This is a genomic window from Shewanella sp. SG44-6, from assembly GCF_014164185.1.
Lineage (GTDB): Bacteria > Pseudomonadota > Gammaproteobacteria > Enterobacterales > Shewanellaceae > Shewanella > Shewanella vesiculosa.
Genome location: NZ_JACJER010000039.1, coordinates 12,579 through 37,485, shown reverse-complemented (window position 1 = coordinate 37,485; position 24,907 = coordinate 12,579). Strand labels below are relative to the sequence as shown.

Sequence of the window (24,907 nt, the reverse complement as noted above, 5' to 3'; positions counted from 1 at the left end):
GCTTAGGTTGGCGATACTGGATTCAATCATCAAACAAGCAGATAAACTGGAAAAACTTACTACTAATGAGCCTGGTAGTAGAATTAGCCGCGTTACTCAATGTATTATTAATACCTGTTGCAGATAAATACGACATCATCCTTACTATCAGCCCTACCATACTGACAGTGTATACCTGTGGCTCCATGCTATTGGGATTACTGTTAAAACAGCATCAGCAAAGACAGCAATTAGCACAAGAACTGCAGCATAATAAATCCCTTCTTGAAACCGAAAAAAACCTATTACAAAGTATCATTGATGGCATTCCCGATATTATTTTTTATAAATCGATCGATGGGATCTATTTAGGCTGTAATAAAGCATTTGCTGAGCTATTACAACTCAAACCTGAACAAATTAAATATCATAAAGATAGTGACCTCTTTGATGAGCAACAAACAAATAAGTTTATCGAAGCAGACCGTTTTGTTTTACAGAAAAAACAACCATGGAGAAATGAAGAATGGATTACAACATCTGATGGTATTGCACATATATTTAGCACCCAGAAAACACCTTTTACAGACTCATTAGGACACATTAACGGCATTGTTGGTGTTGGACGAGATCTCGCCTATCGAAAACACATTGAAAAACAATTACGTCGCAGTGAAACAACTTACCGCAACATTATTAGTACTGCCCAAGATGGCTTTTTAATCACCTCACTTGAAGGCAATATCATCGAAGCAAATCAAAGCTTTGTAAATATGACCGGTTACAGCATGAAAGAGCTAATAAACATGCCTATTAACCAAATTGAAACCAGTAACCAGCATCAATTTTCTGATGAAAATATCGACAGAGCTAAGCGAAAAAAACGTTTACACTTCACTTCGCTTCATCGACATAAACAAGGCCATTTATTTCATGTTGAGGTGAATATTAGCTTTTGGGATAGTGATGAAGGAATGTTTTTCTGTTTTGTTAGAGACATATCAGAACGTATTAATGCCGAACAAAAGCTATTACGCAGTGAATCTAAATTCAGACAAATTTTTGAAAAAATCCCCGCAATATCCGTCCAAGGTTATGATAAAGATCGCTCGGTCATTTTTTGGAATCATGCCAGTGAAAAACTGTATGGCTATACCAAAGAACAGGCCATGGGTAAAAAACTAGAAGATCTCATTATTCCTCTGCCATATCGGGAGCATGTGATAAATAATGTTAATGCGTGGATAAATGATGGTATCCCGATCCCAGCGGAAGAGTTACTTCTAAGGCATGCTGATGGCAGCAATGTTGCCGTTTATTCATCTCATGCATTAATGAACAATGCCGACAACGAAGCAGAAATGTACTGCATCGATATCGATTTAAGCGCTCAAAAAAAGGCAGAAGAACAAGCTCTCACTTTGTCACAAGCAATAGAACAAAGCCCCATATCAATGATATTAACTAATATCGACAGCAAAATTGAATATGTTAATAGTGCATTTGAAAGGATTTCAGGCTATAGCGCCAGTGACGTTATTGGTCAGGATGCCAGTATATTGAAGTCAGGATTAACCCCTAAGTCACTTTATAAGGAATTATGGGATACCATTTCTAGAGGGGATGCGTGGCAAGGTGAACTACAAAATAAAAAGAAAAATGGCGATATTTTTTGGGAACACGCACATATCGCACCTATTTTTGATAACGTTGGCGTCGCTAAACATTACTTAGCTCTAAAACAGGATGTGACTCAATATAAGCTGCAAGAAGAGCGAATAATTCAACAGGCTCACTACGATAGCTTAACAGGCTTGCCCAACAGACTACTCTCACTCGAGAGATTATCGCAAATGCTCAAAGATGCGTTTCGAAGCCAAAATAATGTCGCGGTATTATTTTTAGATTTAGACGATTTTAAAAAAGTGAATGATTCCTTGGGCCACTCTATTGGTGATGAACTATTAGTCCAAGCCGCTGCTCGATTAAAAAACACGATATCAAATAATGATCTCGTAGGTAGGTTAGGCGGCGATGAGTTTATCATTATATTGGGCAATATTAACTCGCCCGCTGAAGTTGAAGTTATTGCCACTAAAATGCTCAAACGATTTTACCAACCTTTTGTGCTCAACAATCGTGAGTTAGTGTCTACGGTCAGTATTGGTATAGCTCTTTATCCGCATAACAGCGAAGACCCTAAAGAGCTACTTAGACAGGCAGATTCTGCCATGTATTATTCAAAGGACCGTGGTAGAAATACCTATAATTTCTATACCCACCAAATGGACCAGGATATAAATCGACGTCTAAGAGTTGAAGAGCAATTACGTAATGCTCTAAAACGAAAAGAATTCGAGGTTTACTTTCAGCCACTTGTAGAAATAAAAAGTCGTAAAATTATTGGTGCTGAGGCGCTTTTACGCTGGAAAAATGCATTACTCGGCCAAGTAACACCAGATGAATTCATTCCTATTGCGGAACAAACCGGACTGATCATCCCTATCGGTCAATATGTTATTGATATTGCATTTAATGCCACGAAAAAATGGCAGCAACAGTTTCAGCCTCAATTTAAAATTGCTATCAATGTTTCCCCTAAGCAATTTAGGGAAAATACCTTTATTGATATGCTTAAAATGCAGCTTGAGAAACACCAGATCCACGTCAGTTGTGTAGAACTTGAAATCACCGAAGGGGTATTACTTAATGGTGACCCGATTATCAATAGTAACTTAACCAGCATAAATGATATTGGTGTCAGCATCTCGATGGATGATTTTGGTACTGGATATTCGTCACTCAGTTATCTGCGTAGTTATCCGTTTGACACCTTAAAAGTAGATAAAAGCTTTATTAATGATATTACCGTTGATCCTGGCGATCTGGAACTTGTCGGGGCAGCGATCGCCATGGGACATGGACTTAACTTAAAGGTTGTTGCTGAAGGTATAGAAACTGAAGAACAGTATCATCTGCTACGTTCATTAAAATGTGATTATGGTCAGGGCTACTTATTCAGTAAGCCATTACCTAGAGCTGAATTTGAGGAACTGCTACAAACACAGGTAAAATCAGCTGATCAATAACATGTTTAATCATGCAAAAATCAAAAATGCCTGTCAGCTCGCTGACAGGCATTAATAATTCGATTCGACAATTAAGCTATTTCCACTTAATTACTCACGATAATAAACAGCATGCTGCGTTAATTATCTGGCTAGCTTAGTGATTAAATTAAGCGGTTTTCACTTTCCAATTGACCGTTTGGCCAGCAAAAAATGGCACGATAGGGCTACCGTTAGGTAAAATAATCTCTTCTGGTACTGTCCATTCTTGTTTGACTAACGTTACGGTACCTGTATTACGTGGCAAACCATAAAAGTCTGCGCCATGTAAGCTGGCAAAACCTTCGAGCTTATCTAAGACACCCAAGTTATCAAATACTTGAGCATATAGTTCTAACGCACTCCAGGCACTGTAACAGCCTGCGCAGCCACAAGCAGACTCTTTGCGGTGTTTTTCATGTGGTGCTGAATCGGTGCCTAAAAAGAACTTACTTGACCCTGACGCTACCGCAGCTTGCAAAGCATGCTGGTGAATGTTGCGTTTTAATACGGGTAAACAAAAGTTATGCGGACGAATACCACCTACTAACATATCGTTACGGTTTAACAATAAATGCTGTGGTGTAATGGTTGCGGCAACATTAGCAGAAGCACCAGCAACAAATTCAGCCGCCTCTTTTGTGGTGATATGCTCAAACACGACTTTAAGGCTAGGAATAGCTTCGACAATACGCGATAAGTAGCGATCGATAAATAACTTTTCACGATCAAAAATATCAATATGCGATTCGGTCACTTCGCCATGCACCAGTAATAACATACCTTGCTGTGCCATCACCTCAAATATTGGGAATAACTCATCTAATGCTTTAACTGCGGCATCGGAGTTGGTTGTCGCCCCAGCAGGGTATAATTTGCAAGCTACAACACCTGCCGCTTTCGCATCAATAATGTCTTGAGCGCTGGTATTATTGGTTAAAAATAGCGTCATTAATGGCTTAAAGTCACTTCCACTTGGACGAGCGGCTAAGATACGCTCCTTATAAGCCATAGCCATAGCAGCTGTCGTCACTGGTGGAACTAAATTCGGCATCACAATGGCGCGTTTAAATAATCTAGCTGTAGCCGGAACCGTCTCACCTAACATGTCCCCATCTCGAAAATGAAGATGCCAATCATCGGGAGCGGTTAAGGTAATTTGCGTCATGTGGGTTCCTTGGCTTAAATAACATATTGTTAGCTGTTATTGTGCCTGAATTCGGATTTTCTTAATAGATGCATAATTTGAACGCAGACTTTTCTATATCAAAAAATCAGCCTATGTTGACGAATAGATCTAGGAATATGTCGCTATGCTATTATGTTAAAAGGACGTTTTTTATAAAGAGATGACATTGTTAACTAATATCGGATCAAAATTCCTGCTTAATACATGCCTTATTATCGCCAGTATCATGGCGATAATAGCGATTTCAGGCTGCGACAAAATGGTGGTAATGAAAACGCCTGATCATCTGCAGCGACTGGTTAATGAGACGCTCATTGATGGCGTACTATCAAGCGATGCCAGCATAGCAGTGACATTAAGCAGAAGCCGTACATTATCGATATGGCAAGTTGCGACTGGCAAATTATTGCAGCAATGGTCTGACGATGACTTTGATGAAACCAATTACCTCGTGGCGTTGTCAGCGAATAAACATTACCTTGCGACGGCCAGTAAACACCAAATATCTATTTTTAACCTTAACACAGGAAAGTTAGACATACGTTGGTTCGCTCAGGGTTTCAATCCTGATGCCAGTATTTCGAGCCTTGCTCTGAGCCAAACAGGCAGTACTATTTTGGTGGGGATGAATGATGGCTCAATTACTGTGATCCAAAGGAGCAGCATGACAATGTCATTATTTAAACAACATAGCGCTGCCGTTAATCATGTTGAGCTATCCAATTTTGAACAACAAGTCCTATCGACTGGGATTGATGGCGATGCACACATTTGGGCCACGTATAGCGGTGAATTAATAAGCAGCTTTTCTCGCCCGCAGCAAATTACTAGCGTGAGTTTTGACGAAGCCAATCGACGCTTGTTCATTGCTGATGCCCTCGATAATAATGTCATTATCGATACTCAAACCACGCAACCCATTAGCCAACTTGATTACCTTGAACGTTACCGCTATTTTCGACAGGCGTTATTCATTAACCATGGTAAAAACCTAATTACCGCAACCTCAAAACAAAGTGTTATCTATTGGGATGCCGACTCAGGAAAAGAGCTTTCTCATTGGGACATTACCGCTTATAACGCTGGTACAACCGTATTTTCAATGGTGCTACAAACCAATGGAAAATTATTAACCCTAAGCTCAGACGGCGCGCTTGAAACCTGGAGTTTATGAGTGAGTATTGACTTGGAATTAGCAATCATAAGTAGCAATATTGTAGTTATTTTGGCTAGCACTATGATGCAATAAACCTCGTATAAAATTAAATTTTGCTGGTGAGTTCAAAGATCTGTTTATATGTTAAATCGACATAAACAATAATCTTGCATGTACAAACTAAACTTAGTATATATAGCATATGCTATAAATGAGGTGCTAAATGGCAAGACCCAAAATCCCCCGAACCATATGTGGTCAATTAGCCAATATTTGCTTTAAGCCTAATGGTATTCCTATGGTGCAATTAGAGCAGGTTCCACTTGCAGAAGATGAAATTGAAGCTTTGCGCTTAGTTGACTTGCTAGGAATGCAGCAGCAAGAAGCCGCTAAGTCGATGGGAATATCCCGCCAAACCTTGGCTAACTTAGTGAAAGGAGCTCGATATAAAGTGGTTGATAGCCTTATTTATGGCAAAGCGTTGATGACAAATATATCAACTAAATAGTAAACACTGGTAACACGCATTGGCGTGTTTAGGTAAGTCTAATGCAAGCAGTATTAAAAGACTCTGGCCTCAAAATAACCACACAAAGATGTAAGTTACTTGAGTTTTTAACTCAAGTCGATGAGCAGCATTTCACAGTAGAAAATATCTATCAGGGGTTAAATGCTCGGGGAGAAGCAATTGGCCTTAATTCTATATATCGAATTCTGACCCATTTTGAGCGGGCTGGCCTCGTTGTTAGACGACAATTTGAATCTGAAAGTGCCGTTTATGAACTCAATAATAAGCCCCGCCATGATCATTTACTTTGCTTAACTTGTGGTAAGTTAATTGATTTTATCGATCCCTTGATTGAGCTGCGCTTAGGGTTAGCGGCAGAGCATCACGGTATGAGTATTCATCACCATAGCCTCAATATGTATGGTTATTGCTTTAATTGCCAACATGCACTTGACAAAAAATCAGATAAACAGAAAACCTAATAAATAGTCACTTCATTATTAATCAATTTTTTCTTGGAGACAGCTATGACTAAAATAGTCATTATTGGTGGTGTTGCCGGTGGTGCATCTGCAGCAGCAAGAGCAAGACGGGTATCTGAAACGGCTGAAATCATCATGCTAGAGCGTGGCGAGTTTGTTTCATTTGCCAACTGCGGTTTGCCATACCATATAAGCGGCGAAATCGAATCGCGCGACTCACTATTACTGCAAACACCAGAAAGCTTCAAGTCACGTTTCAATATTGATGTGCGTGTATTTAACGAAGTAATTGCTATCGATAGACACGCAAAGCAACTTAACGTACGTAACCTTATTACTAATGAAACATATCTAGAGTCTTACGATAAACTATTACTCAGTCCAGGTGCATCCCCCATTAAGCCTCCAATCAGTGGCATTAATCATCATTTTGTTCATAGCCTACGTAATATTTCTGATATGGATAAAGTGTTGTCTACCCTTTTACTGCATAAACCTAAACACGCAACTGTGGTGGGAGGAGGTTTTATTGGTTTAGAAATGGTAGAAGCGTTACGCCATCTCGGATTAGAAGTGAGCTTGCTCGAACTTGCTGACCAGGTAATGGGGCCAGTAGATATTGAAATGGCCAATATGCTGCACCAAAAGCTTGTTGATAACGGGGTTGATTTACGCTTAAAAACAGGCTTGGCCGCTGTCAATGATTGCCCTATAAAACTCTCTGAAGCCGATAATACTGATGACTACGATAAACCTCTCTCTCCCCATTACCATTTGACATTAGACTTAACAGATAACAATAGCTTAGCAACAGATTTAGTCATTCTCGCCATTGGTGTAAAACCAGAAACTCGCTTGGCCTCTGAGTGCGGTTTAGTATTGGGGCCGCTGGGTGGTATTGCGGTTGATGCTGGGATGCAAACCTCTGATGCTGATATTTATGCTGTTGGTGATGCTATCGAAACAGCTGATTTTGTGACTGGTAAGCCGACACTGATCCCACTTGCAGGGCCAGCAAACCGCCAAGGCAGATTAGCCGCAGATAACATGCTCGGGGGGAAGAAAGTATATCGTGCGACTCAAGGCACAGCTATCTGTAAGCTTTTTGATATGGCCATATCCTCTACTGGATTAAATGAAAAAAGTTTACTCAAGCAAGCTATTCCTTATGAAAAAATCTATGTGCACACTGCCAGTCATGCCAGTTATTATCCAGGGGCGCATCCTATTACCTTAAAATTATTATTTTGTCCTGATTCTGGCCGTATTTTAGGCGCTCAGGCCGCTGGAATTGATGGCGTGGATAAGCGTATAGACGTATTGGCCGTGGCACAACGTGCGGGCATGACAGTGTATGATTTAGCCGACCTTGAGCTGACTTACGCGCCTCCTTTTGGTTCTGCACGAGATGTGGTTAACCAAGCAGGCATGGTCGCTGCCAATGTATTATTGGGTGATGAAGCTGTTTGTCATGTTCAAGATCTACATCACTTGACTGCAACACAAATGATTGTCGATGTGCGAAATCCTGGTGAATTAACTGCGGTGGGCGCAATTGAGGGAGCGATAAATATTCCGCTACCAGAACTTCGAGATCGACTCAATGAGCTCCCAAAAGACAAAGAATTACTGGTGTTCTGCCAAGTCGGTTTACGCGGGCACGTTGCCTATTGCATGCTAGTCCAGCATGGTTTTAAAGTACGCAATCTCAGCGGCGGCTATAAGACCTACCAAATGGTTAATGCGCATTTTTAGTCCATATAAAACGCTTAAATAAATACCTCAGCTAGTGTGCTTATTCTGTAAGTGATAAAACAAAAACCAGCCTATTGGCTGGTTTTTACTTTTTTATTGTTAGGCGACTAACTCGACGGCTAGCCGACAAGTACAATTACGCTTGTGGGCGCATCGCTGGGAATAAAATCACGTCGCGGATAGTATGAGTGTTAGTGAATAGCATCACTAAACGATCGATACCAATACCTTGACCCGCTGTTGGCGGTAAACCGTGCTCAAGTGCGGTGATGTAGTCAGCGTCATAGAACATTGCTTCGTCATCGCCTGCATCTTTAGCATCAACTTGCGCTTTAAAGCGGTTGTCTTGATCTTCAGCATCGTTCAGCTCGCTAAAGCCGTTTGCCACTTCGCGGCCACCAATGAAAAATTCAAAACGGTCGGTGATGAAGTCATTGTTATCATTACGGCGTGCTAAAGGCGAAATATCCGCAGGGTAACCAGTAATGAACGTTGGTTGCATCAGCTTAGTTTCAGCGGTTTCACCGAAAATCTCTTCTAATAACTGACCACAGGTCCAGAATTTCTCTAGCTTGATGCCTAGGCTCGATGCTAAGTCGCGCATAAACTCTACGTCTTTCACTTGCTCGTAAGTCATCGCTTGAATAGTCGCATTGTCAGGGTTGTACTTTTGAATAGCTTCTAACATGCTTAAACGTGCATAGGGGCCACCAAAATCTACTGTGTGCTCGCCGTATGGCATTTGCGCACTACCCGTTAACTCAATGGCGATTGAACTGAGCATTTCTTCAGTTAAGTCCATTAAGTCTTTGTAATCAGCATACGCCATATAGAATTCCATCATAGTGAATTCTGGGTTATGACGTGGTGACAAACCTTCGTTACGGAAGTTACGGTTAATTTCGAATACGCGCTCAAAACCACCGACCACTAAACGCTTAAGGTATAGTTCTGGCGCAATACGCAAGTACATGGCCATGTCTAATGCATTGTGATGAGTCACAAATGGACGTGCAGAAGCACCACCAGGAATAACGTGCATCATTGGGGTTTCAACTTCCATGAACTCTTTTTTGATCATGAAGTTACGAATGGCAGAAACCACTTTAGAGCGCATAATGAACGCGTTGCGCGAGTCTTCGTTAACGATCAAGTCAACATAGCGCTGGCGGTAGCGAGTTTCTTGGTCGGTTAAACCGTGGAATTTCTCAGGTAACGGACGCAATGCTTTGGTCAGTAATTGATACTCTTCCATATTAACGTACAAGTCGCCCTTGCCAGATAAATGCAGCTGACCTTTAACACCAACAATATCACCGATGTCTAAACCTTGATAACGCTCTTTTAAATCGCCTTGGACTGGCTTACCAGCATAAGCTTGAATACGACCAGACACGTCTTGAATCACTAAAAATGGACCACGCTTAGCCATAACACGGCCTGCAATGCTGGTTTGAAAAGCGAGTTCTTCTAACGCTTCTTTGGTCTGCTCACCAAATTGCGCCTGTAACTCAGCCGCTTTATGGCTACGTTGCCATGTATTTGGATGCGCATTAGCAGGACAACTGGTGCGGATGTGCTCTAATTTAGCGCGACGTTCAGCAATCAGTTTGTTTTCATCTTGTACGTGTTCAGTCATGTTATATTCTCGCGTTTACTCGCCACACTTACATGGCGGAAAAAGTTAATTTAATTAAAGTCCTGATTTTAGGCTGGCTTCAATAAACTTATCTAAATCACCATCCAGCACTGATTGAGTGTTGCGGTTCTCAATCCCTGTACGTAAATCTTTAATACGGGCGTCGTCTAATACATAAGAACGAATTTGACTGCCCCAACCGATGTCTGATTTTGCATCTTCAGCAGCTTGCTTATCGGCATTTTGTTTATGCATTTCTAACTCATACAACTTCGCCTTTAACTGTTTAAAGGCAGAATCGCGGTTTTTATGTTGCGAGCGATCGTTTTGACATTGCACCACAGTGTTGGTTGGCAAATGCGTAATACGTATCGCAGAATCTGTTTTGTTGACGTGTTGACCACCCGCGCCTGATGCACGATAAGTGTCGATACGTAAATCGGATGGATTAATATCGATCTCAATATCATCATCAATTTCTGGATAAACGAAAACAGAGCAAAAAGAAGTATGGCGTTTGCCAGATGAATCAAAAGGTGATTTACGCACTAAACGGTGGACACCCGTTTCAGTTCGCATCCATCCAAAAGCATACTCACCAGTGAACTTAATCGTAGCACCTTTAATACCGGCCACATCACCGTCGGTAACTTCCATTAACTCGGGGCTAAAACCATGTGCATCGCCCCAGCGTAAGTACATGCGCAGCACCATGTTGGCCCAGTCTTGGGCTTCAGTGCCGCCCGAACCAGATTGAATATCCAAGTAACAGTTTGACGCATCACTCTTACCAGAAAACATGCGGCGAAATTCGAGATCGGCTAAACGAGTGTCTAACACCTCAAGTTCTGCAGCAGCATCGTTAAAGGTTTCTTCGTCATCTTCTTCAATGGCAAGTTCAAGTAACCCTTCGATATCTTCAAGACCGGAGTCCATATCATCAATGGTTTTGACCACGACAACCAACGCAGCGCGCTCTTTACCTAATGCTTGCGCACGTTCAGGCTCATTCCACACTTCTGGGCTTTCTAGCTCGCGACTGACTTCTTCTAAGCGCTCACTTTTGGCAGCGTAGTCAAAGATACCCCCGAAGTAGCTCAGTACGTTCAGCGAGCTCTTTAATTTTGAATTTTACCGGATTAACTTCAAACATGAATATTCAACTTAAATTTAGCAGTTAACAAAAGGTGCAACGGCGCATTTTACCTCATGATAGGCGCTAAACCTAGACCGGAAGGATGATTATTAATAAACAAATGACGAATATATTTCACTGAATCAATATCAGAAAAACCATAACCGTGAGTGTAACGACTAAATGTACACCATATTGTTGTATAACAACTTCCACAAAAGATTGAATAAGGATTCGGTTAAGAATTAAGCCTAGGAATTGCTGACTGATAATGCTAAAAAATACCCATAATAGTGAAAAAACACTTCAGATTATGACGAAAAAAAATGAACCCTTAAGGTTCATTTTCCAACCCAATAACAGTCACTATTATATTTTAAATTGACCGACTAACTTAGAAAGCGTCGAGCCTTCATTAGCCACCGTTTTGCTCATATCAGAAGCATCTTGACTGGCTGCTAATAGCGTATTCACAATCTCTTGCACTGAATTAATATTACGATTAATTTCTTCGGTTACTGAGCTTTGTTCGGTAGCTGCTGTAGCTATTTGAGTACTCATGTCATTAATGCTGGTCACTGATGAGGTAACAGCGCCTAAACTTTCAGAAATGGCCCTAGAAGACTCAACTGAACTTAAACAACTGGATTGGCTCTGTTCCATGGCTTGTACCGCTTTGGTGACTAACTTATGCAGTTCAGACAGCATTTCATTAATTTCGACGGTACTGGTTTGAGTGCGACTGGCTAAATTTCTGACTTCATCAGCAACCACAGCAAAGCCTCGACCTTGCTCGCCAGCTCGGGCAGCTTCAATGGCCGCATTAAGTGCCAGTAAATTGGTTTGCTCTGCAATTCCACCGATCACGCTCAGCACTGAGTTAATCTTTTTCGACTGCTCACTTAATGACTTCACATTGGCGGCGGCATTGTCAATTTGGGTCATCAAATTAGACACTTCAGTTAATGATGTATCGACACAGTCTTGCGCTTTTCCGACGTTATCAGAAGCCGCATGTGTTGCTTCAGCGACCATATTAGTATTATGAGCCACATCATGAGCGGTCGCAGACATTTCAGTAATCGCGGTCACAACCTGATCAATTTCATTGTTATGATTATAAAGCTGCTCAGTCATTGACACTGTTTGACCACTAATGCTTTGCGCTGCATGTTTAACCCTATCAGTCGCCCCCGCTACATCACCAATAATATTCTGTAACTTGTCAATGAACAGGTTAAAAGCACTGCCTAACTGGCCGATCTCATCAATGCTTGTTATCTCAAGACGTTTAGTTAAATCACCCTCACCTTTGGCGATATCATTTAATGAGCTAGCCATATTTTGGATAGGCACCACCATTCTATGGGCCATAATGACTACAGCAAAAGCAGTTATCCCTGTTAAACCCAAAGCAATTAATAAAAATAAGAATGCTTTTTGATTCATCTCTTCAGTTTTATAGGTTTCATAAGCCGCAATAGACTCTTCAATATCATCAATGTAAGCGCCAGAGCCTAACATCCAATGGGTATTGGGGACCATTACCGCGAAACCGAGTTTTTCAACTAACTGTTCTCTACCAGGCTTTTTGTAATAATAAGAAAAATTACCGCTCCCGGATTTAGCGGCATCTAATAGCCCAACAATAATTTTAGTGCCATTGGGATCGGCCATGTCAATTTTGTTTTGGCCTTCAAGTTCAGGCATAGTCGGATGAAAAATATTCATCCCCGCATCATCATAGATAAAAAAATACCCTGCTGTGCCAAAACGTAAGTCTCGTAATGCCGCATTAACATTACCTTTATCACCCAAAGAGAGTTCATATTCAACGACTCCCTGGGCAATCTGAACAGATTCTTTAAGTTGATTTTTGCGTTCTGAAATTAATTCACTGCGAAAATTATCAATATCTCTTTTCAGCGATGCACCTTCGTTAACATAAAAAATGCTCAGTAATACTGTAAGGATCAACGTTAGCGGAATTAACGATAACCCCAATAGTTTATTGCGTAATGAAGATCTCAGCATAGTGGTAGCCTTTTGAAGGTCTTTTAAGATAATAGTCTACAAATATAATAGTCTATTTATTATAAATGGTTACATTAACAAACTATGACTACTCAATAAAGTGCGGCCTATCGCAAAACGTACAATATAATAACCGTTTTACAACATAGACAACCCACTACCCATTGCTGCAAATCCTATGACTAACCATACAAGGCTTGGCTTAAAGACTTTTAATACACTAAAACCAATAATCACTAATGCCATGTCCTGCGGCATGATGACCGCACTTGTGAATACTGGCTGATAAAGTGCTGCCAGCAATAATCCCACAACGGCAGCATTGACACCTGCTAACGCACCCGCAATTGCAGGACGTTGGCTAATGCTATGCCAGCTTTTTAACCCCACCAGCATCAGTAAAAATCCAGGAAGAAAAATTGCCAGAGTGGCAACTATCGCCCCTAAAATAGGTGACTCTAACCATAAATCAGCGCCTAAAAAAGTAGCTAGAGTAAACATGGGCCCAGGGATGGCTTGTGCAAGCGCATAACCGCTAAGAAAACGATCGGCAGTAATGTATTCGCCAACACTGGTTTCAAGTAAGGGTAAAACCACATGTCCGCCACCAAAGACTAAACTACCGACTTGGAAGAATTGTGCAAAAATTTGTCCTAGGCTATCTGGTTGATTAATAAAATATAACGATGCCACTATTACTGTAATAAATAGCCCTAACCAAACATAATTAAGCTCTATCGGAGGGTTGTCTGGCGTAATACTGTCGCCTCGAGTCATCAACATGACTCCAACAATCGCTGCCACAATTAACACCCCAATTTGCATTAATAATGACGGCATTAAAATGATGGCAACAGCTGTTGCTGCCATAAGTATTTTAGCGGTTTTTCGTTGACAGAATTGGGTGAACATTGACAAAGTTGCTTCAGCAACAACCACGACAGCGAGTAGTTTTAAACCATGGATGGCACCCGCAACAGCAGTCAACTCGAGCCATTGTGCACTGGTAACGGCAAATAAAAACATCAATAAAAAAGACGGTAAGGTAAAACCTAAAAAGGCAGCAAGACCACCTAATAGACCACCACGATGATAACCAATTGCAAAACCAACCTGACTGGAACCTGGCCCCGGCATAAACTGACTTAGGGCAACAAAGCTTGAGTACTGTTTACTGTCTAACCATTGCTGATCGTCAACAAAGACTTTTCTGAAGTAGCCTATATGCGCAGCAGGGCCGCCAAAACTGATTAGACCTAATGCTAAAAAGCGAGTAAATATTTGCCACATTGTCCGAATACCTTTTTATAGTGATTAACAATGCTATGACAATGAGATGGCATTTTTATGACAATAAAAAAATGCCCCCATCACCATACATAATACTAATATTTATCAGCAACTTATATTTTCTCGTTAAGTAGAGCATCGTGTAGTGCCACAAAGCTTAGTTGGAGAAAATAAACATTTATCAAATAATCCATTATTCGGCTAAATCGTATTACCTCAACTTGTCAGCAATAAAAACCACCAGCTTGCGATGAAATGCCTCAAATATTCTGAGCGTGGCTTACATGCTTTATATCAACTCAACGTTGAGATTAACTCGGCCTATTGCAGCAGCTCTAACATAACCAATACCTCAAAATGATCCGTATGAGGAAACATATCAAACATTTGTACTTTGGTAATTTCATAACCCGTAATACAGGCTAAATCTGTCATTAAGGTGTGTGGATTACAGCTAGAATACACAATGGCTTTGGGCGCAAACTCGCTCAATGAATCGCATAAGGTTTTACCTAATCCTCGCCGCGGTGGGTTAACAATAATAAGATCGGGTTTGACTTCAGCTGATTGCCCTTGTGCAAAATGGGTTGAATCAAGAGCACTAAAATCCACTTGTGTCAGCCCAAGTTTGCTGGCTGATAAGATGGCACATTCTATTGCTTCTGATTCAATCTCTATACCCGTTAAGCGAATTTGATGATCAGCACAATGCAACCCAAAACCGCCGACACCACAGAATAAGTCCCAAATATAGTTAGGTGTAAACTCAGTAACCCACTCCCTTGCAATCTGATACAACTGCGCCGCAACGTCAGGATTTGTTTGAAAAAAGCTTTTTGGCCGAATAAATAACGGCACATGATTCAGTTGTTCTTCTAAGCGCGTAGTTTCGGTTAAAAAGATTTCTCTTTCACCTTCTAAAATAGCCATATGAATCGGCTGAATATTAGCCGACACTAAGGTAATTTGAGGAAATTCTTGCAGTAACTGCGGTAATTCTCGTTCAATTCGCGCGATCGCATTATCGCTACGCAAAACAAAACGCAGCATAAACTGGCCGCTACTTTGACTACGAGTCAGCAAAATAAATTTGAGCTCACCTTTGGCCTTATCGACTCGATAAGGAGGCACACCCGCTTGCTGCACAAATCGCTCTAAACGGTGTAATAACAATTGCATATCTTTAGGGTATAACGAACAATCACATAAACTGATCGGCTCCCCTTGTGGATTAACCAATCCTAAAATAGGCTCATGAGCGGCACCTAATACCACCATTTTGGCTTTATTACGAAAGCCAGATTCTGCACTTAATATCGGTGAAAACCATTGTTTAACCGACATGTCACGAAACAAATCCGTTAATTTTTGCTGTTTTACATTTACTTGCTCAACCATTGGCAGTTGAATATTGCGGCATGACAAACAATCGCCACGCTCAAAATAGTCACATTTCACAGCTGTTTGCCTCTCCAGAATTTAACATCATAAAAGCGTGATCACACAGTTGTTTGAGTTGCTGTAAGTCCTCAATAGTGCCACCCACTTTACAGCGCATTTGCTCAGGAATACTCAAGGCTTGTTGATATAATTGTTGGCCTTGCTCAGTAACATGCAGCACTCGCACACGTTCATCTAATTCACTGCGACCACGGCTCACTAAACCTTTGCTTTCTAGGCGTTTTAACAAGGGCGTTAAGGTTCCAGAATCAAGGTGTAATTTTTCACCTAAGGTTTTGACACTAATTCCTGGCTCTTTCCACAACACCATCATCACTAAATATTGCGGATAAGTTAGTGATAACTCATCTAACAATGGCCGATAGGCGCGGATCATTGCATTAGTCGCACTATACAACGAAAAGCACACTTGGTTTTCAAGTGCTAGCGGGTTTTGCACTGAAGGTAATTGAGATTCATTAAGCACTTTGCTAGACATAGGTCAAACTCCACTAACCACTAATATGGGTTAATCATAACATTGGTTGTGCACAACCTATAATCAAAAAAGGCATCTCACGTTATTTTTGATAAAAAATAATCAAGTCTTTGGGTTTTCGGCCGTTATACTTATACCATTGGTTTTTTATATTAAGGTTAATCATGTCACTTAGCATTAACTCACCTTCTTCAATGCCTACAACGATTGATTCAGGCAACAGCTTAAAAGTTGCCGTTATGGCTAAAGATCAGCAAAAAGCTGAAGGACAAATGGCATTGCAACTCATCGAAGCTGCACTAGCGCCGCAGCCCGTAGGCAACAGTGGCCATAATATTAATACAACTGCATAAGTTATTTGTAGCGTCCTAAAAACCCTAGTGAATATTTTTTATGTTCCTAGGGCTTTTTTACGAACGACACACTGCACAAGAAGCTCATCAATAGTCGCGACTAAAGATTGGCTTATACCTGCTATGCGAATTTAGTAACGCAGCCATTTCAATGCGTCATCTTCATCTTCGAAATATTTAATCTCGCCCGAGATAAACCAACTACCGATTTTGGCCGCCCATTCTTGCCAATTTTTATTGCCCCAAATAGCCACTCTTTCAAACTCAGATTTGTGCTTTAATCCCAGTGATAAATCATCCCAAGCAGCGCGTAAATCCCAGCCCTCAAGTTCAGTGGCGTCGAGAAATAAACTCACTTTAGGTTGATTAACTTGGCTTAAAGCCCCTTCTAACATAGGGGTAATGACGAGATAGTCTTCGTGGGTTAGTGTGCCAGTTGCTTTTAATGTCACAAAAAACACATTTTCAATTCGGTTTATGCCTATTGATAAACCATGTTTCTTCATATCCATATCGTGGCTCCTTTAACATGCGATTACACATTTAACTGCACACGCCTATCAACAACGCTTATGCATGCTTACATTTTAAGCAATTATAAAATTAAGTATGTGCAGGGCTGCACAAAAAACAAACAGAGTGATGGTAATTAATGTCAAACAGCATCATGTATAGAGCATGATTTGGGTGACAAAACCACGTTATAAATAACAAATTCAATGCGAATCACAGGACGATTTAATTAAACAACAATAGATTGAAAATAAGGACTTTTATCAGGAAATGGCAGATAATGTACCATTATGAATCGCTTATCAAACGGCCATCGTCTTTAGATAACTGCGAAAAAATCACGGCGGCTAACATAGTCATCACCCCGACAGTCACAAAAGTGAGCTGGAACGCACCTAGTACTGTCGCGGCGTTATCGCTACCAATATTGGCACTAAAACCACCGAGTAAACCACCAGCACAGGCAACTCCCAAACTTAATGATAATTGCCCGACTACCGACAATAGGCTGTTACCGCTACTGGCACTAGCATCATCAAGATCGATCAAAGTCACGGCATTCATTGCGGTAAACTGCAAAGAGTTAATCGCGCCCATGAAGGCCAACACGCCCAGTAACAACCAATAAGGGGTGTGCTCGTTAACTAAGCCTATGCTCGCCAGCATCAATCCCAGAGCCAGTGTATTAGCGGTTAATACAAATCGATAACCTAAACGTTCAATAATGGGACGAGCCACTGATTTGGCCATTATTGCCGCAGCAGCCAATGGCAGCATACTCATTCCCGCCTGAGATGGTGAATAACCCAAAGCGACTTGCAGCAACAATGGCACCAAAAAAGGCAATGCACCACTGCCCAAACGAGCAAACAGATTACCAAACAGACCTATAGCAAATGTTCTGGTTTGGAACAATAATGGGGAAAACAGTGGCTGATCAATTCGCCCAGCTCGAAGCCAATAGGCAATTAAGCATGCCATGCCACCAAACAACAGCAACATCACTCGCAAGTGTGGCAGATGCAGTTCACCTAATCCTTCCATAGCAACGGTAATCAACAACATCGCCGCACCAAACAACAAAAAGCCTAGGGTATCGAAACGCGACCTTTCCTTACCACGAAGGTCTGGAATAAACTTCCAAACCGCATAACACCCCACAATGCCGACAGGTAAGTTAATCAAAAAGATCCAATGCCAAGTGAGATATTGCACCATCCAACCGCCCATCACTGGACCAATTAAAGGACCGAGTAAACCGGGGATGGTGATAAAGCCCATGATCCGCACCAACTCAGAACGCGGGTACGCCCGCAGCACAACTAGCCGACCAACGGGCAGCATTAACGCACCACCCAAGCCCTGAATGACTCTAGCGCCAATTAACATGTCCAACGAATGCGACAATGCACAAAGCAATGAACCAAAACTAAACAATAGGATGGCACCAAAGAAGATTTTCTTAGTACCAAAGCGATCTGCAATCCAACCGGAAGCGGGGATCAACAGAGCAACCGTGAGCATGTAAGCGATAATGACGCCTTGCATGCGCAGCGGATCTTCGTTTAAGTCATTGGCCATTGCGGGTAAAGCGGTATTGAGGATTGTCCCGTCAAGCGACTGCATAAAAAAAGCAATGGCAACCACCCAAGGTAATCCTCGAGCAGTTTGTGCATCAAGCAGTCGGCTATCGGGCATTGAACCTCCATTTACCACATGAGTGTCGCGACACCAAGCAGTGCAAATAGCACGGCACAACCGCGATGAATAAGCTTCATTGGTAGTTTGTTCGCACTAAAATGACCTGCCAATACCACAGGGACATTAGCAATCAGCATACCCAATGTGGTGCCGATAACAACCCAGGTTAATGATTGATATTTTGCCGCTAAGACAACAGTAGCAATTTGTGTCTTGTCACCAATTTCGGCGATAAAAAACAAAATAAACGTCGCAGTAAAAGCACCTAATTTATAAAAACGGTTATCATCGTCATCCATTTTATCGGGTATGAGCACCCATAAAGCAATGGCAAAAAATGAACCGGCTACCAAATAGGTGGCCCATTGAGGATCAATCCAAGCAATGGCCCATTGACCAATCCATGCAGCAAGAAAATGGTTTAATAACGTGGCAAGTAGAATGCCTAATATGATAGCCGTTTTATTGCTGAATCTGACAGCGAGTAGTAAAGCCAATAATTGAGTTTTGTCGCCGATTTCAGCAATAGCAACAGTAAAGGTTGAGGCAAATAAAGCTTCCAATGTGATAATCCTAGGGGTAAATGACGACTAAGCACAGACCGCCGCATACCCCTTGATGCAGTGACAGTGCTTAGGTCTTGCATGGCGAAATCATTAACATCAATAATTTTGCCGTAAGTACCATGGCATGAGGCCAAGTATGTTGACACTTACTCCTAATCATATCGTGTCGATATGCTTAGGTTAGCTACTCCCCTAAAACGATGGGCATTATAGCTTATGATTAGATTTAATCAACGCATTGATACAGTAAAGAGCTTAACGCAGTACTGACGTAATGATACGCTATTGCAAAATCATAGTGTAAAACCGTTTAGCTAAATGTTGAGTAATTGTTTATAAACGCAGCTGTTAGCCTATAACCATCAAAGATCCTTGCCTGCTCTGTCACCCTTCTGCTAATGTCCGACACAAATAAAATAATAATTAGACAGGACGTTTTCGGTGAATTTTAAAACTTTAGGCTCTATTTCGATTGTAGCAGGGACTGCAATTGGGGGTGGCATGCTTGCGCTGCCATTAGCAACAGCGGCATTAGGCATAATCCCAGCATTAATTTTACTCGTGGTCATTTGGGGCCTATCCGCTTATACCTCATTATTGATGCTAGAAATTAATCTTCACTCTGGTATCGGCGATAATGTTCATGCCATTACCGGTAAAACCCTGGGTAAAGTCGGCCAGCTAATCCAAGGAGGTTCTTTTCTCAGCTTATTGTTCGCTCTGACTATGGTGTATTTGATGGGAGGGTCGTCGCTATTAGAAACCCGCTTACAGCCCATTGGCATAAACATGAGCAACCAAGTGGCAGTCATACTGTTTACGGTTATTTTTGGCGGATTAATTGCCATTGGCGTAAAATGGATTGATAAAGTATCACGTATTTTGTTTACTTCTATGGTGGTGTTACTGGTCATTGTGGTGGCATTTCTATTACCCGACGTTAACCTAATAAGTGCATTAAACAATTATTCAACCGAAGTCGCTTCAGGCACTGCGCTGCAGCAATTATGGTTAGCGGCTATTCCTGTGGTGTTCACCTCATTTGGTTTCCATGTGTGTATTGCTACCATTGTGCGCTACTTAGAAGGTAATGCCGTTTCTCTTAGAAAAGTGCTCTTAATTGGCTCAACCATTCCGCTGATTTGTTACATTCTATGGTTATTAGTGACCTTAGGCTCTTTAGGTGGTGAAACAGTACATAGCTTTGGAGGTTCATTACCTAAACTTGTTACCGCCTTACAAAGCTTAGCCCAATCACAAATTATCAGCCAAGCTATTGATTTATTTGCTAACCTCGCATTAATTACTTCATTTCTAGGTGTCACCATGAGCTTGTTCGATTACATAGCCGAACTCACGCGAGCCAACGACGATGCTGCTGGACGTGCAAAAACCTGGTTAATGACCTTTATACCACCTCTATTGTGCGCGCTTTATTACCCCGACGGCTTTTTTAAAGTCCTTGGTTTTGCTGCTATCCCATTGGTAGTGATGATCATCTTCTTGCCCATTGCAATGGCATTAAAACAACGCTCACAGCAATTGGGCGGTTATCAAGTATCTGGTGGTACTTTAGGGCTTGTTGTCGCAGGTTTACTCGGTATATTAATTGTTATTGCTCAGTTAATAGTGGCATTAACCTAAATGAACTAACTGATTAACCGGATTTGTAAGCGAGTTTTTCAAACGCTTTTAAGATGGTTAAACATTTGTTAAAGTCAGGCTTAGCCTGACTTTTTTGTTTTATGGACTACCAACATTAGCCATGATGAAACAAGAATTAAGCAAAAATTAGAGACAACAGCAATAATATTCATCGCACGCTAAACCCTAAACGGAATTATATAATGAAAAAATGGTTATTAACTGTCGCTATTGCAGCCAGCTTTGGCGCGTCGGCAGATGAAGGGATGTGGCAGCCACATCAACTTCCCGCAATGGCTGATGAGCTTAAAGCAAAAGGCTTAGAGATCAGCGCTGATTCAATTTCTAAATTGACTGAGTTTCCAATGAATGCCGTGATCAGCCTTGGTGGTTGTACCGCTTCATTTGTATCGCCTAAGGGCTTAGTGGTAACCAACCACCACTGTGCTTATGGCGCAATTCAGTACAATTCAACCCCTGAAAAAAACTTGCTTAAAGATGGCTTCTTAGCAAAAACCTATGCCGAAGAATTACCTGCAACACCGGGGTCTCGTATTTTCGTTACCGAAGCCGTAACTAAGGTAACCGATAAAATTACCGCTGGCCAAATGGATAAAGTAGGCAATGACTTTTATAAAGGTATTGAGCTACAAGAAAAAACCTTAGTTGCTGAATGTGAAAAAGAAGATGGTTACCGTTGCCAAGTTTATAGTTTCCATGGTGGCCTAGAATATTATTTGGTTAAACAGTTAGAAATACGCGATGTGCGTTTAGCCTACAACCCAGCCGCGAGCGTGGGTAAATACGGTGGCGATATCGATAACTGGATGTGGCCACGTCATACCGGTGACTTTTCGTTTTATCGTGCTTACGTATCAAAAGATGGTAAGCCTGCTGATTTCAGTAAAGATAACGTTCCCTATGAGCCAAAAAGCTTTTTAAAAGTATCAGCTAAAGGCGTTAGTGATGGCGATTTCGTCATGGTTGCGGGCTACCCTGGCCGTACAAATCGATATCGCACTGCAGATGAAGTTAAAAATCAATTTGGCTGGGCTTATCCACAAGGTAAAGAGCTGCAAGAAAGCATGATTGATATCATCAAACAGACTGCAGCAGAGGGCAGCGATGAGCGAATTAAATACGAAAGCTTAATTGCTGGCTTAGCAAATTATGCTAAAAACTTTACCTCTATGATTGAGTTTTATGGTAAATCATCCATGCTTGCTGAGCGCGTAAAAGTTGAAACTGATTTAGCTAACTGGATTAACCAAGACAAAAAACGCCAGCAACAATATGGCAAAACCTTATCAAGCTTGGAAAAACTGGTCGCTAAGAGCCAACAAGATCAGCAGCGAGATATGTTGCTAGGCTATATTGGTTACACCACTATGGTGACCACTGCCCGTAATTTATATCGCTTAGCCCATGAAAAAACCTTAGCGGATATGGAACGTGAACCAGGTTACCAAGACCGCGATATGACTAACTTTACCTCAAGCATGGAGCGAATTGATCGCCGTTATGCAGCCAGTGTAGATAAAGCACTTCTCGCAGACTTACTTACCCGCTATGCGGCATTACCTGTAAAACAACGTTTAGCATCGTTAGACAAAGCCTTTGGTATTAGCGATAAGTTTGACGCTAAAGCATTGGCCAAAACACTCGACAATATGTACGCCAATACCAAGCTAAATGACAAAGCGACTCGCTTAGCATGGATGAATAAATCGGTTGCAGACTTTACCGCCTCAAATGACCCATTCATTCAGTATGCGGTACAAACCTTTGACGCCGATATGGCGCGAGAAAAACAGCAAAAGCAGTTAGAAGGTGAATTAATGAAAGTGCGTCCACAGTATATGGATGCGATCATTGCCTATAACCGCGAGCAAGGTAAACCTGTGTATGCTGATGCGAACTCAAGCCTACGTGTGACTGTCGGCAATGTGAAAGGTTACTCACCACAGGATGGATTAGTTGCGGTGCCGTTTACGCGTTTAGAAGGTATTTTGGCTAAAGACACGGGTATAGATCCATTTGATGCGCCAGCTAAAGAGCTTGAGCTAATTAAGCAAAAACAATACGGCGACTATTATGTTAAAGCGATTGACTCTGTGCCGGTTAATTTCTTATCAACCTTAGACACTACTGGCGGTAATTCAGGTTCTCCGACCTTAAATGGCCGCGCCGAATTGGTCGGTTTACTGTTTGACGGCGTGTACGAGAGTATCATTGGTGACTGGGGATATGATCCACAAACCAACCGTTCAATCCAAGTAGATAGTCGTTATATGCTTTGGGTCATGCAGTATTTAGATAATGCTGACAACTTATTAGCTGAAATGGACATTGTTAAATAATGACCATTTAACCCTATGCTCAGTTTACTGAGCGTTGAAGACTCAATAACTCTGCGGCCGTTAATGGCCGCATTGTTTTTTCTGCTAGATCATCAAGACACACATCCAGTAACTGGGTGCGAATTAAATCTACTACCTTATAGCCTTGTGCCTGACACATACGGCGTATTTGTCGATTTAACCCTTGAGTTAAGACTATGTTAAATCTGTCTTCATCCGCCGCAGGGCTCAATGCTCTAATATCACAAGGTCGTGTGTGCACATCGCCATATTGCACCCCTTGAGCCATCATCAGTAAAAATTCTGGCTTAATAGGTTTATTCACTTGAACAACATAGGTCTTCGGATGATAAAAATCAGGATGCATTAATGCTTGAGTTAATTGACCATCATTGGTGAGTAATAATAATCCGCGAGAATCTTTATCCAAACGCCCAGCAGGATATAACCTTGGCGATTCGGGCAACACATGCAGTAAGCTATGGGGATCATCGGCTAATAAGCGGCAATCAATCCCAACAGGTTTATGATAGATAAAATACTGTTTGGGTTGCACCGGCAAAATCGGTTGGCCATCAACCAAAACCGTTACCGCTTCAGACAGTTTGACTCGATCGCTATGCTGGGCTAATTGATGATTAACGCTCACTCGACCACTGTCAATCAGTCGTGCGGCTTGGCGTCTTGAAGCCACACCACACACAGCTAAATAGTGGCTTAGTCGCATTGATGTCATAAACGATGCTCAAGTAATAATACCCAGTAACAAACGGGATTAGATTAATTTATACAGGTTATTTTGTTGTGTTCTAATGGTTTTTAGCAAGCTTAATCCTAAGCAAACACACCATAAAATATTTGCCTGGGTTAATGACCACATGGATAAGGACACCACACAATATTGAGGAAAATCGGCTGAACACTCGCTAAAATCAAGCTGACTCCAATCAAGCAGCATCAGCAATACAAAGCCACTACATAAGGAAATAATGCTCAAGGTAAGCATTCGTTTGGTCATCGTGCTGCCTGGTTTGAAATAATCCACTAAGCAAATACTGTGCAATACCAGAGAGCTGAGTAAATAAAGCGTCGACACCTTGCGATGTAACTCTAAAAAGTTAATCGGAAATACACCCATTAATACAATACTGATCCCCACCACACCACCAAGAACAGCGATATAACGGCTGATTAAATCAGGGAAAATATTAAACACAGCGACCATCGCCAGTAAGAAACATGAACCACTGGCTAGCAGTGATAAATTAAACACTACAGCAAACGAGGAATTCATATAGTTTCCAAGGGCGTCAGGGCGGATCATTAACATCTCTATGCTGATGCTATCCACTTTAGCAATGAGCGCACTTGCGACACCAAAAGAGCCGATAACTGCCGCCGCCAATGACATAAATACAATCACTAGATGTAAATCATAATTACGGACTCTACTTGTCACTGTTCGATACTTATACAAAAAATGGGTGCGGGATATTAACGCGTAAAGTACAAAAGTAAAAGCCGATAATCAATAGCCCCATAAAACAATGCCCAATC

The 24,907-nt window shown here is 41.5% G+C and carries 20 protein-coding genes and 1 riboswitch; of the genes, 8 read left to right on the top strand and 12 right to left on the bottom strand.

Annotated elements, in window-relative coordinates:
• Positions 1 to 65: 65 nt before the first annotated feature.
• The gene (locus H5185_RS09250; RefSeq protein ID WP_182741947.1) at positions 66 to 3,068 is read left to right on the top strand and encodes a PAS domain S-box protein; all 3,003 of its coding nucleotides are present in this window, start codon (positions 66 to 68) and stop codon (positions 3,066 to 3,068) included.
• A gap of 148 nt (positions 3,069 to 3,216) precedes the next feature.
• On the opposite strand, the gene pyrC is transcribed toward H5185_RS09250, so the two are convergent.
• Positions 3,217 to 4,254, bottom strand: coding sequence for a dihydroorotase (pyrC, locus tag H5185_RS09245; protein WP_182741946.1), 1,038 nt, complete (start codon positions 4,252 to 4,254; stop codon positions 3,217 to 3,219).
• 289 nt (positions 4,255 to 4,543) lie between these two features.
• Between pyrC and H5185_RS09240 the strand changes: the two genes are divergently transcribed.
• The 4 genes from H5185_RS09240 to H5185_RS09225 all read left to right on the top strand — a co-directional run bounded on the left by H5185_RS09240 (position 4,544) and on the right by H5185_RS09225 (position 8,176).
• Positions 4,544 to 5,449, top strand: coding sequence for a WD40 repeat domain-containing protein (locus H5185_RS09240; protein WP_259395311.1), 906 nt, complete (start codon positions 4,544 to 4,546; stop codon positions 5,447 to 5,449).
• Positions 5,450 to 5,654: 205 nt separating this feature from the next.
• Complete coding sequence (locus H5185_RS09235; protein WP_124017354.1) at positions 5,655 to 5,939, top strand: DUF134 domain-containing protein; 285 nt, start codon at positions 5,655 to 5,657, stop codon at positions 5,937 to 5,939.
• Between the two features lie 41 nt (positions 5,940 to 5,980).
• Positions 5,981 to 6,421 (top strand): transcriptional repressor, encoded by a 441-nt coding sequence (locus tag H5185_RS09230; protein WP_182741945.1) that lies wholly within the window; start codon positions 5,981 to 5,983, stop codon positions 6,419 to 6,421.
• 45 nt (positions 6,422 to 6,466) lie between these two features.
• A complete protein-coding gene (locus H5185_RS09225) occupies positions 6,467 to 8,176 on the top strand; it encodes an FAD-dependent oxidoreductase (protein ID WP_182741944.1) in 1,710 nt (569 codons plus the stop codon).
• A gap of 136 nt (positions 8,177 to 8,312) precedes the next feature.
• Here the strand turns inward: H5185_RS09225 and lysS are convergent, their stop codons facing one another.
• The 6 genes from lysS to H5185_RS09195 all read right to left on the bottom strand — a co-directional run bounded on the left by lysS (position 8,313) and on the right by H5185_RS09195 (position 16,213).
• A complete protein-coding gene (gene lysS / locus H5185_RS09220) occupies positions 8,313 to 9,815 on the bottom strand; it encodes a lysine--tRNA ligase (RefSeq protein ID WP_182741943.1) in 1,503 nt (500 codons plus the stop codon).
• 54 nt (positions 9,816 to 9,869) lie between these two features.
• Positions 9,870 to 10,968 (bottom strand): peptide chain release factor 2 gene (prfB, locus tag H5185_RS09215; protein WP_165870142.1). Its coding sequence is split into 2 segments (ribosomal slippage): positions 9,870 to 10,892 and positions 10,894 to 10,968, totalling 1,098 coding nucleotides; the frame shifts between segments, so codons are not numbered across the junction.
• Between the two features lie 351 nt (positions 10,969 to 11,319).
• Positions 11,320 to 12,984: a methyl-accepting chemotaxis protein gene (locus H5185_RS09210; RefSeq protein ID WP_182741942.1), complete on the bottom strand. Its 1,665-nt coding sequence runs from the start codon at positions 12,982 to 12,984 to the stop codon at positions 11,320 to 11,322.
• Between the two features lie 138 nt (positions 12,985 to 13,122).
• On the bottom strand, positions 13,123 to 14,274 hold the full coding sequence (chrA, locus tag H5185_RS09205) for a chromate efflux transporter (protein WP_182741941.1): 1,152 nt from the start codon (positions 14,272 to 14,274) through the stop codon (positions 13,123 to 13,125).
• 321 nt (positions 14,275 to 14,595) lie between these two features.
• The gene (gene rlmC, locus H5185_RS09200; RefSeq protein WP_124017347.1) at positions 14,596 to 15,732 is read right to left on the bottom strand and encodes a 23S rRNA (uracil(747)-C(5))-methyltransferase RlmC; all 1,137 of its coding nucleotides are present in this window, start codon (positions 15,730 to 15,732) and stop codon (positions 14,596 to 14,598) included.
• Complete coding sequence (locus H5185_RS09195) at positions 15,722 to 16,213, bottom strand: MarR family winged helix-turn-helix transcriptional regulator (protein WP_124017346.1); 492 nt, start codon at positions 16,211 to 16,213, stop codon at positions 15,722 to 15,724. The genes rlmC and H5185_RS09195 overlap by 11 nt, the downstream gene beginning before the upstream one ends.
• A gap of 164 nt (positions 16,214 to 16,377) precedes the next feature.
• Between H5185_RS09195 and H5185_RS09190 the strand changes: the two genes are divergently transcribed.
• On the top strand, positions 16,378 to 16,566 hold the full coding sequence (locus H5185_RS09190; protein ID WP_182741940.1) for a cytoplasmic protein: 189 nt from the start codon (positions 16,378 to 16,380) through the stop codon (positions 16,564 to 16,566).
• Positions 16,567 to 16,697: 131 nt separating this feature from the next.
• On the opposite strand, the gene H5185_RS09185 is transcribed toward H5185_RS09190, so the two are convergent.
• The 3 genes from H5185_RS09185 to H5185_RS09175 form a co-directional block, all read right to left on the bottom strand.
• Positions 16,698 to 17,078 (bottom strand): STAS/SEC14 domain-containing protein, encoded by a 381-nt coding sequence (locus tag H5185_RS09185; protein WP_182741939.1) that lies wholly within the window; start codon positions 17,076 to 17,078, stop codon positions 16,698 to 16,700.
• A 289-nt stretch (positions 17,079 to 17,367) separates the two neighbouring features.
• A complete protein-coding gene (gene mdtD, locus H5185_RS09180; protein ID WP_182741938.1) occupies positions 17,368 to 18,777 on the bottom strand; it encodes a multidrug transporter subunit MdtD in 1,410 nt (469 codons plus the stop codon).
• 11 nt (positions 18,778 to 18,788) lie between these two features.
• Positions 18,789 to 19,343, bottom strand: a complete 555-nt coding sequence (locus H5185_RS09175; RefSeq protein WP_124017342.1) for a TMEM165/GDT1 family protein — start codon at positions 19,341 to 19,343, stop codon at positions 18,789 to 18,791.
• Positions 19,344 to 19,441: 98 nt separating this feature from the next.
• A riboswitch (yybP-ykoY riboswitch) is annotated at positions 19,442 to 19,551 on the bottom strand.
• Between the two features lie 236 nt (positions 19,552 to 19,787).
• On the opposite strand from H5185_RS09175, the gene H5185_RS09170 reads away from it, so the two are divergent.
• Positions 19,788 to 20,990, top strand: a complete 1,203-nt coding sequence (locus H5185_RS09170; RefSeq protein WP_182698603.1) for an aromatic amino acid transport family protein — start codon at positions 19,788 to 19,790, stop codon at positions 20,988 to 20,990.
• A gap of 203 nt (positions 20,991 to 21,193) precedes the next feature.
• Positions 21,194 to 23,350 (top strand): S46 family peptidase, encoded by a 2,157-nt coding sequence (locus H5185_RS09165; protein WP_182741937.1) that lies wholly within the window; start codon positions 21,194 to 21,196, stop codon positions 23,348 to 23,350.
• Between the two features lie 19 nt (positions 23,351 to 23,369).
• On the opposite strand, the gene H5185_RS09160 is transcribed toward H5185_RS09165, so the two are convergent.
• Both H5185_RS09160 and H5185_RS09155 read right to left on the bottom strand, forming a co-directional pair.
• Positions 23,370 to 24,077, bottom strand: coding sequence for a 23S rRNA pseudouridine(2604) synthase RluF (locus H5185_RS09160; protein WP_182741948.1), 708 nt, complete (start codon positions 24,075 to 24,077; stop codon positions 23,370 to 23,372).
• 48 nt (positions 24,078 to 24,125) lie between these two features.
• Positions 24,126 to 24,809, bottom strand: a complete 684-nt coding sequence (locus H5185_RS09155; RefSeq protein WP_182741936.1) for a hypothetical protein — start codon at positions 24,807 to 24,809, stop codon at positions 24,126 to 24,128.
• Positions 24,810 to 24,907 lie beyond the last annotated feature (98 nt).

Coding starts and splice junctions, on each gene's coding strand:
- H5185_RS09210 (WP_182741942.1), bottom strand. CDS start 12,984: ATGCTGAGATCTTCATTACGCAATAAACTATTGGGGTTATCGTTAATT.
- pyrC (WP_182741946.1), bottom strand. CDS start 4,254: ATGACGCAAATTACCTTAACCGCTCCCGATGATTGGCATCTTCATTTT.
- lysS (WP_182741943.1), bottom strand. CDS start 9,815: ATGACTGAACACGTACAAGATGAAAACAAACTGATTGCTGAACGTCGC.
- H5185_RS09190 (WP_182741940.1), top strand. CDS start 16,378: ATGTCACTTAGCATTAACTCACCTTCTTCAATGCCTACAACGATTGAT.
- mdtD (WP_182741938.1), bottom strand. CDS start 18,777: ATGCCCGATAGCCGACTGCTTGATGCACAAACTGCTCGAGGATTACCT.
- H5185_RS09160 (WP_182741948.1), bottom strand. CDS start 24,077: ATGCGACTAAGCCACTATTTAGCTGTGTGTGGTGTGGCTTCAAGACGC.
- H5185_RS09230 (WP_182741945.1), top strand. CDS start 5,981: ATGCAAGCAGTATTAAAAGACTCTGGCCTCAAAATAACCACACAAAGA.
- H5185_RS09240 (WP_259395311.1), top strand. CDS start 4,544: ATGAAAACGCCTGATCATCTGCAGCGACTGGTTAATGAGACGCTCATT.
- H5185_RS09225 (WP_182741944.1), top strand. CDS start 6,467: ATGACTAAAATAGTCATTATTGGTGGTGTTGCCGGTGGTGCATCTGCA.
- chrA (WP_182741941.1), bottom strand. CDS start 14,274: ATGTGGCAAATATTTACTCGCTTTTTAGCATTAGGTCTAATCAGTTTT.
- H5185_RS09195 (WP_124017346.1), bottom strand. CDS start 16,213: ATGTCTAGCAAAGTGCTTAATGAATCTCAATTACCTTCAGTGCAAAAC.
- H5185_RS09165 (WP_182741937.1), top strand. CDS start 21,194: ATGAAAAAATGGTTATTAACTGTCGCTATTGCAGCCAGCTTTGGCGCG.
- H5185_RS09185 (WP_182741939.1), bottom strand. CDS start 17,078: ATGGATATGAAGAAACATGGTTTATCAATAGGCATAAACCGAATTGAA.
- H5185_RS09235 (WP_124017354.1), top strand. CDS start 5,655: ATGGCAAGACCCAAAATCCCCCGAACCATATGTGGTCAATTAGCCAAT.
- H5185_RS09250 (WP_182741947.1), top strand. CDS start 66: ATGAGCCTGGTAGTAGAATTAGCCGCGTTACTCAATGTATTATTAATA.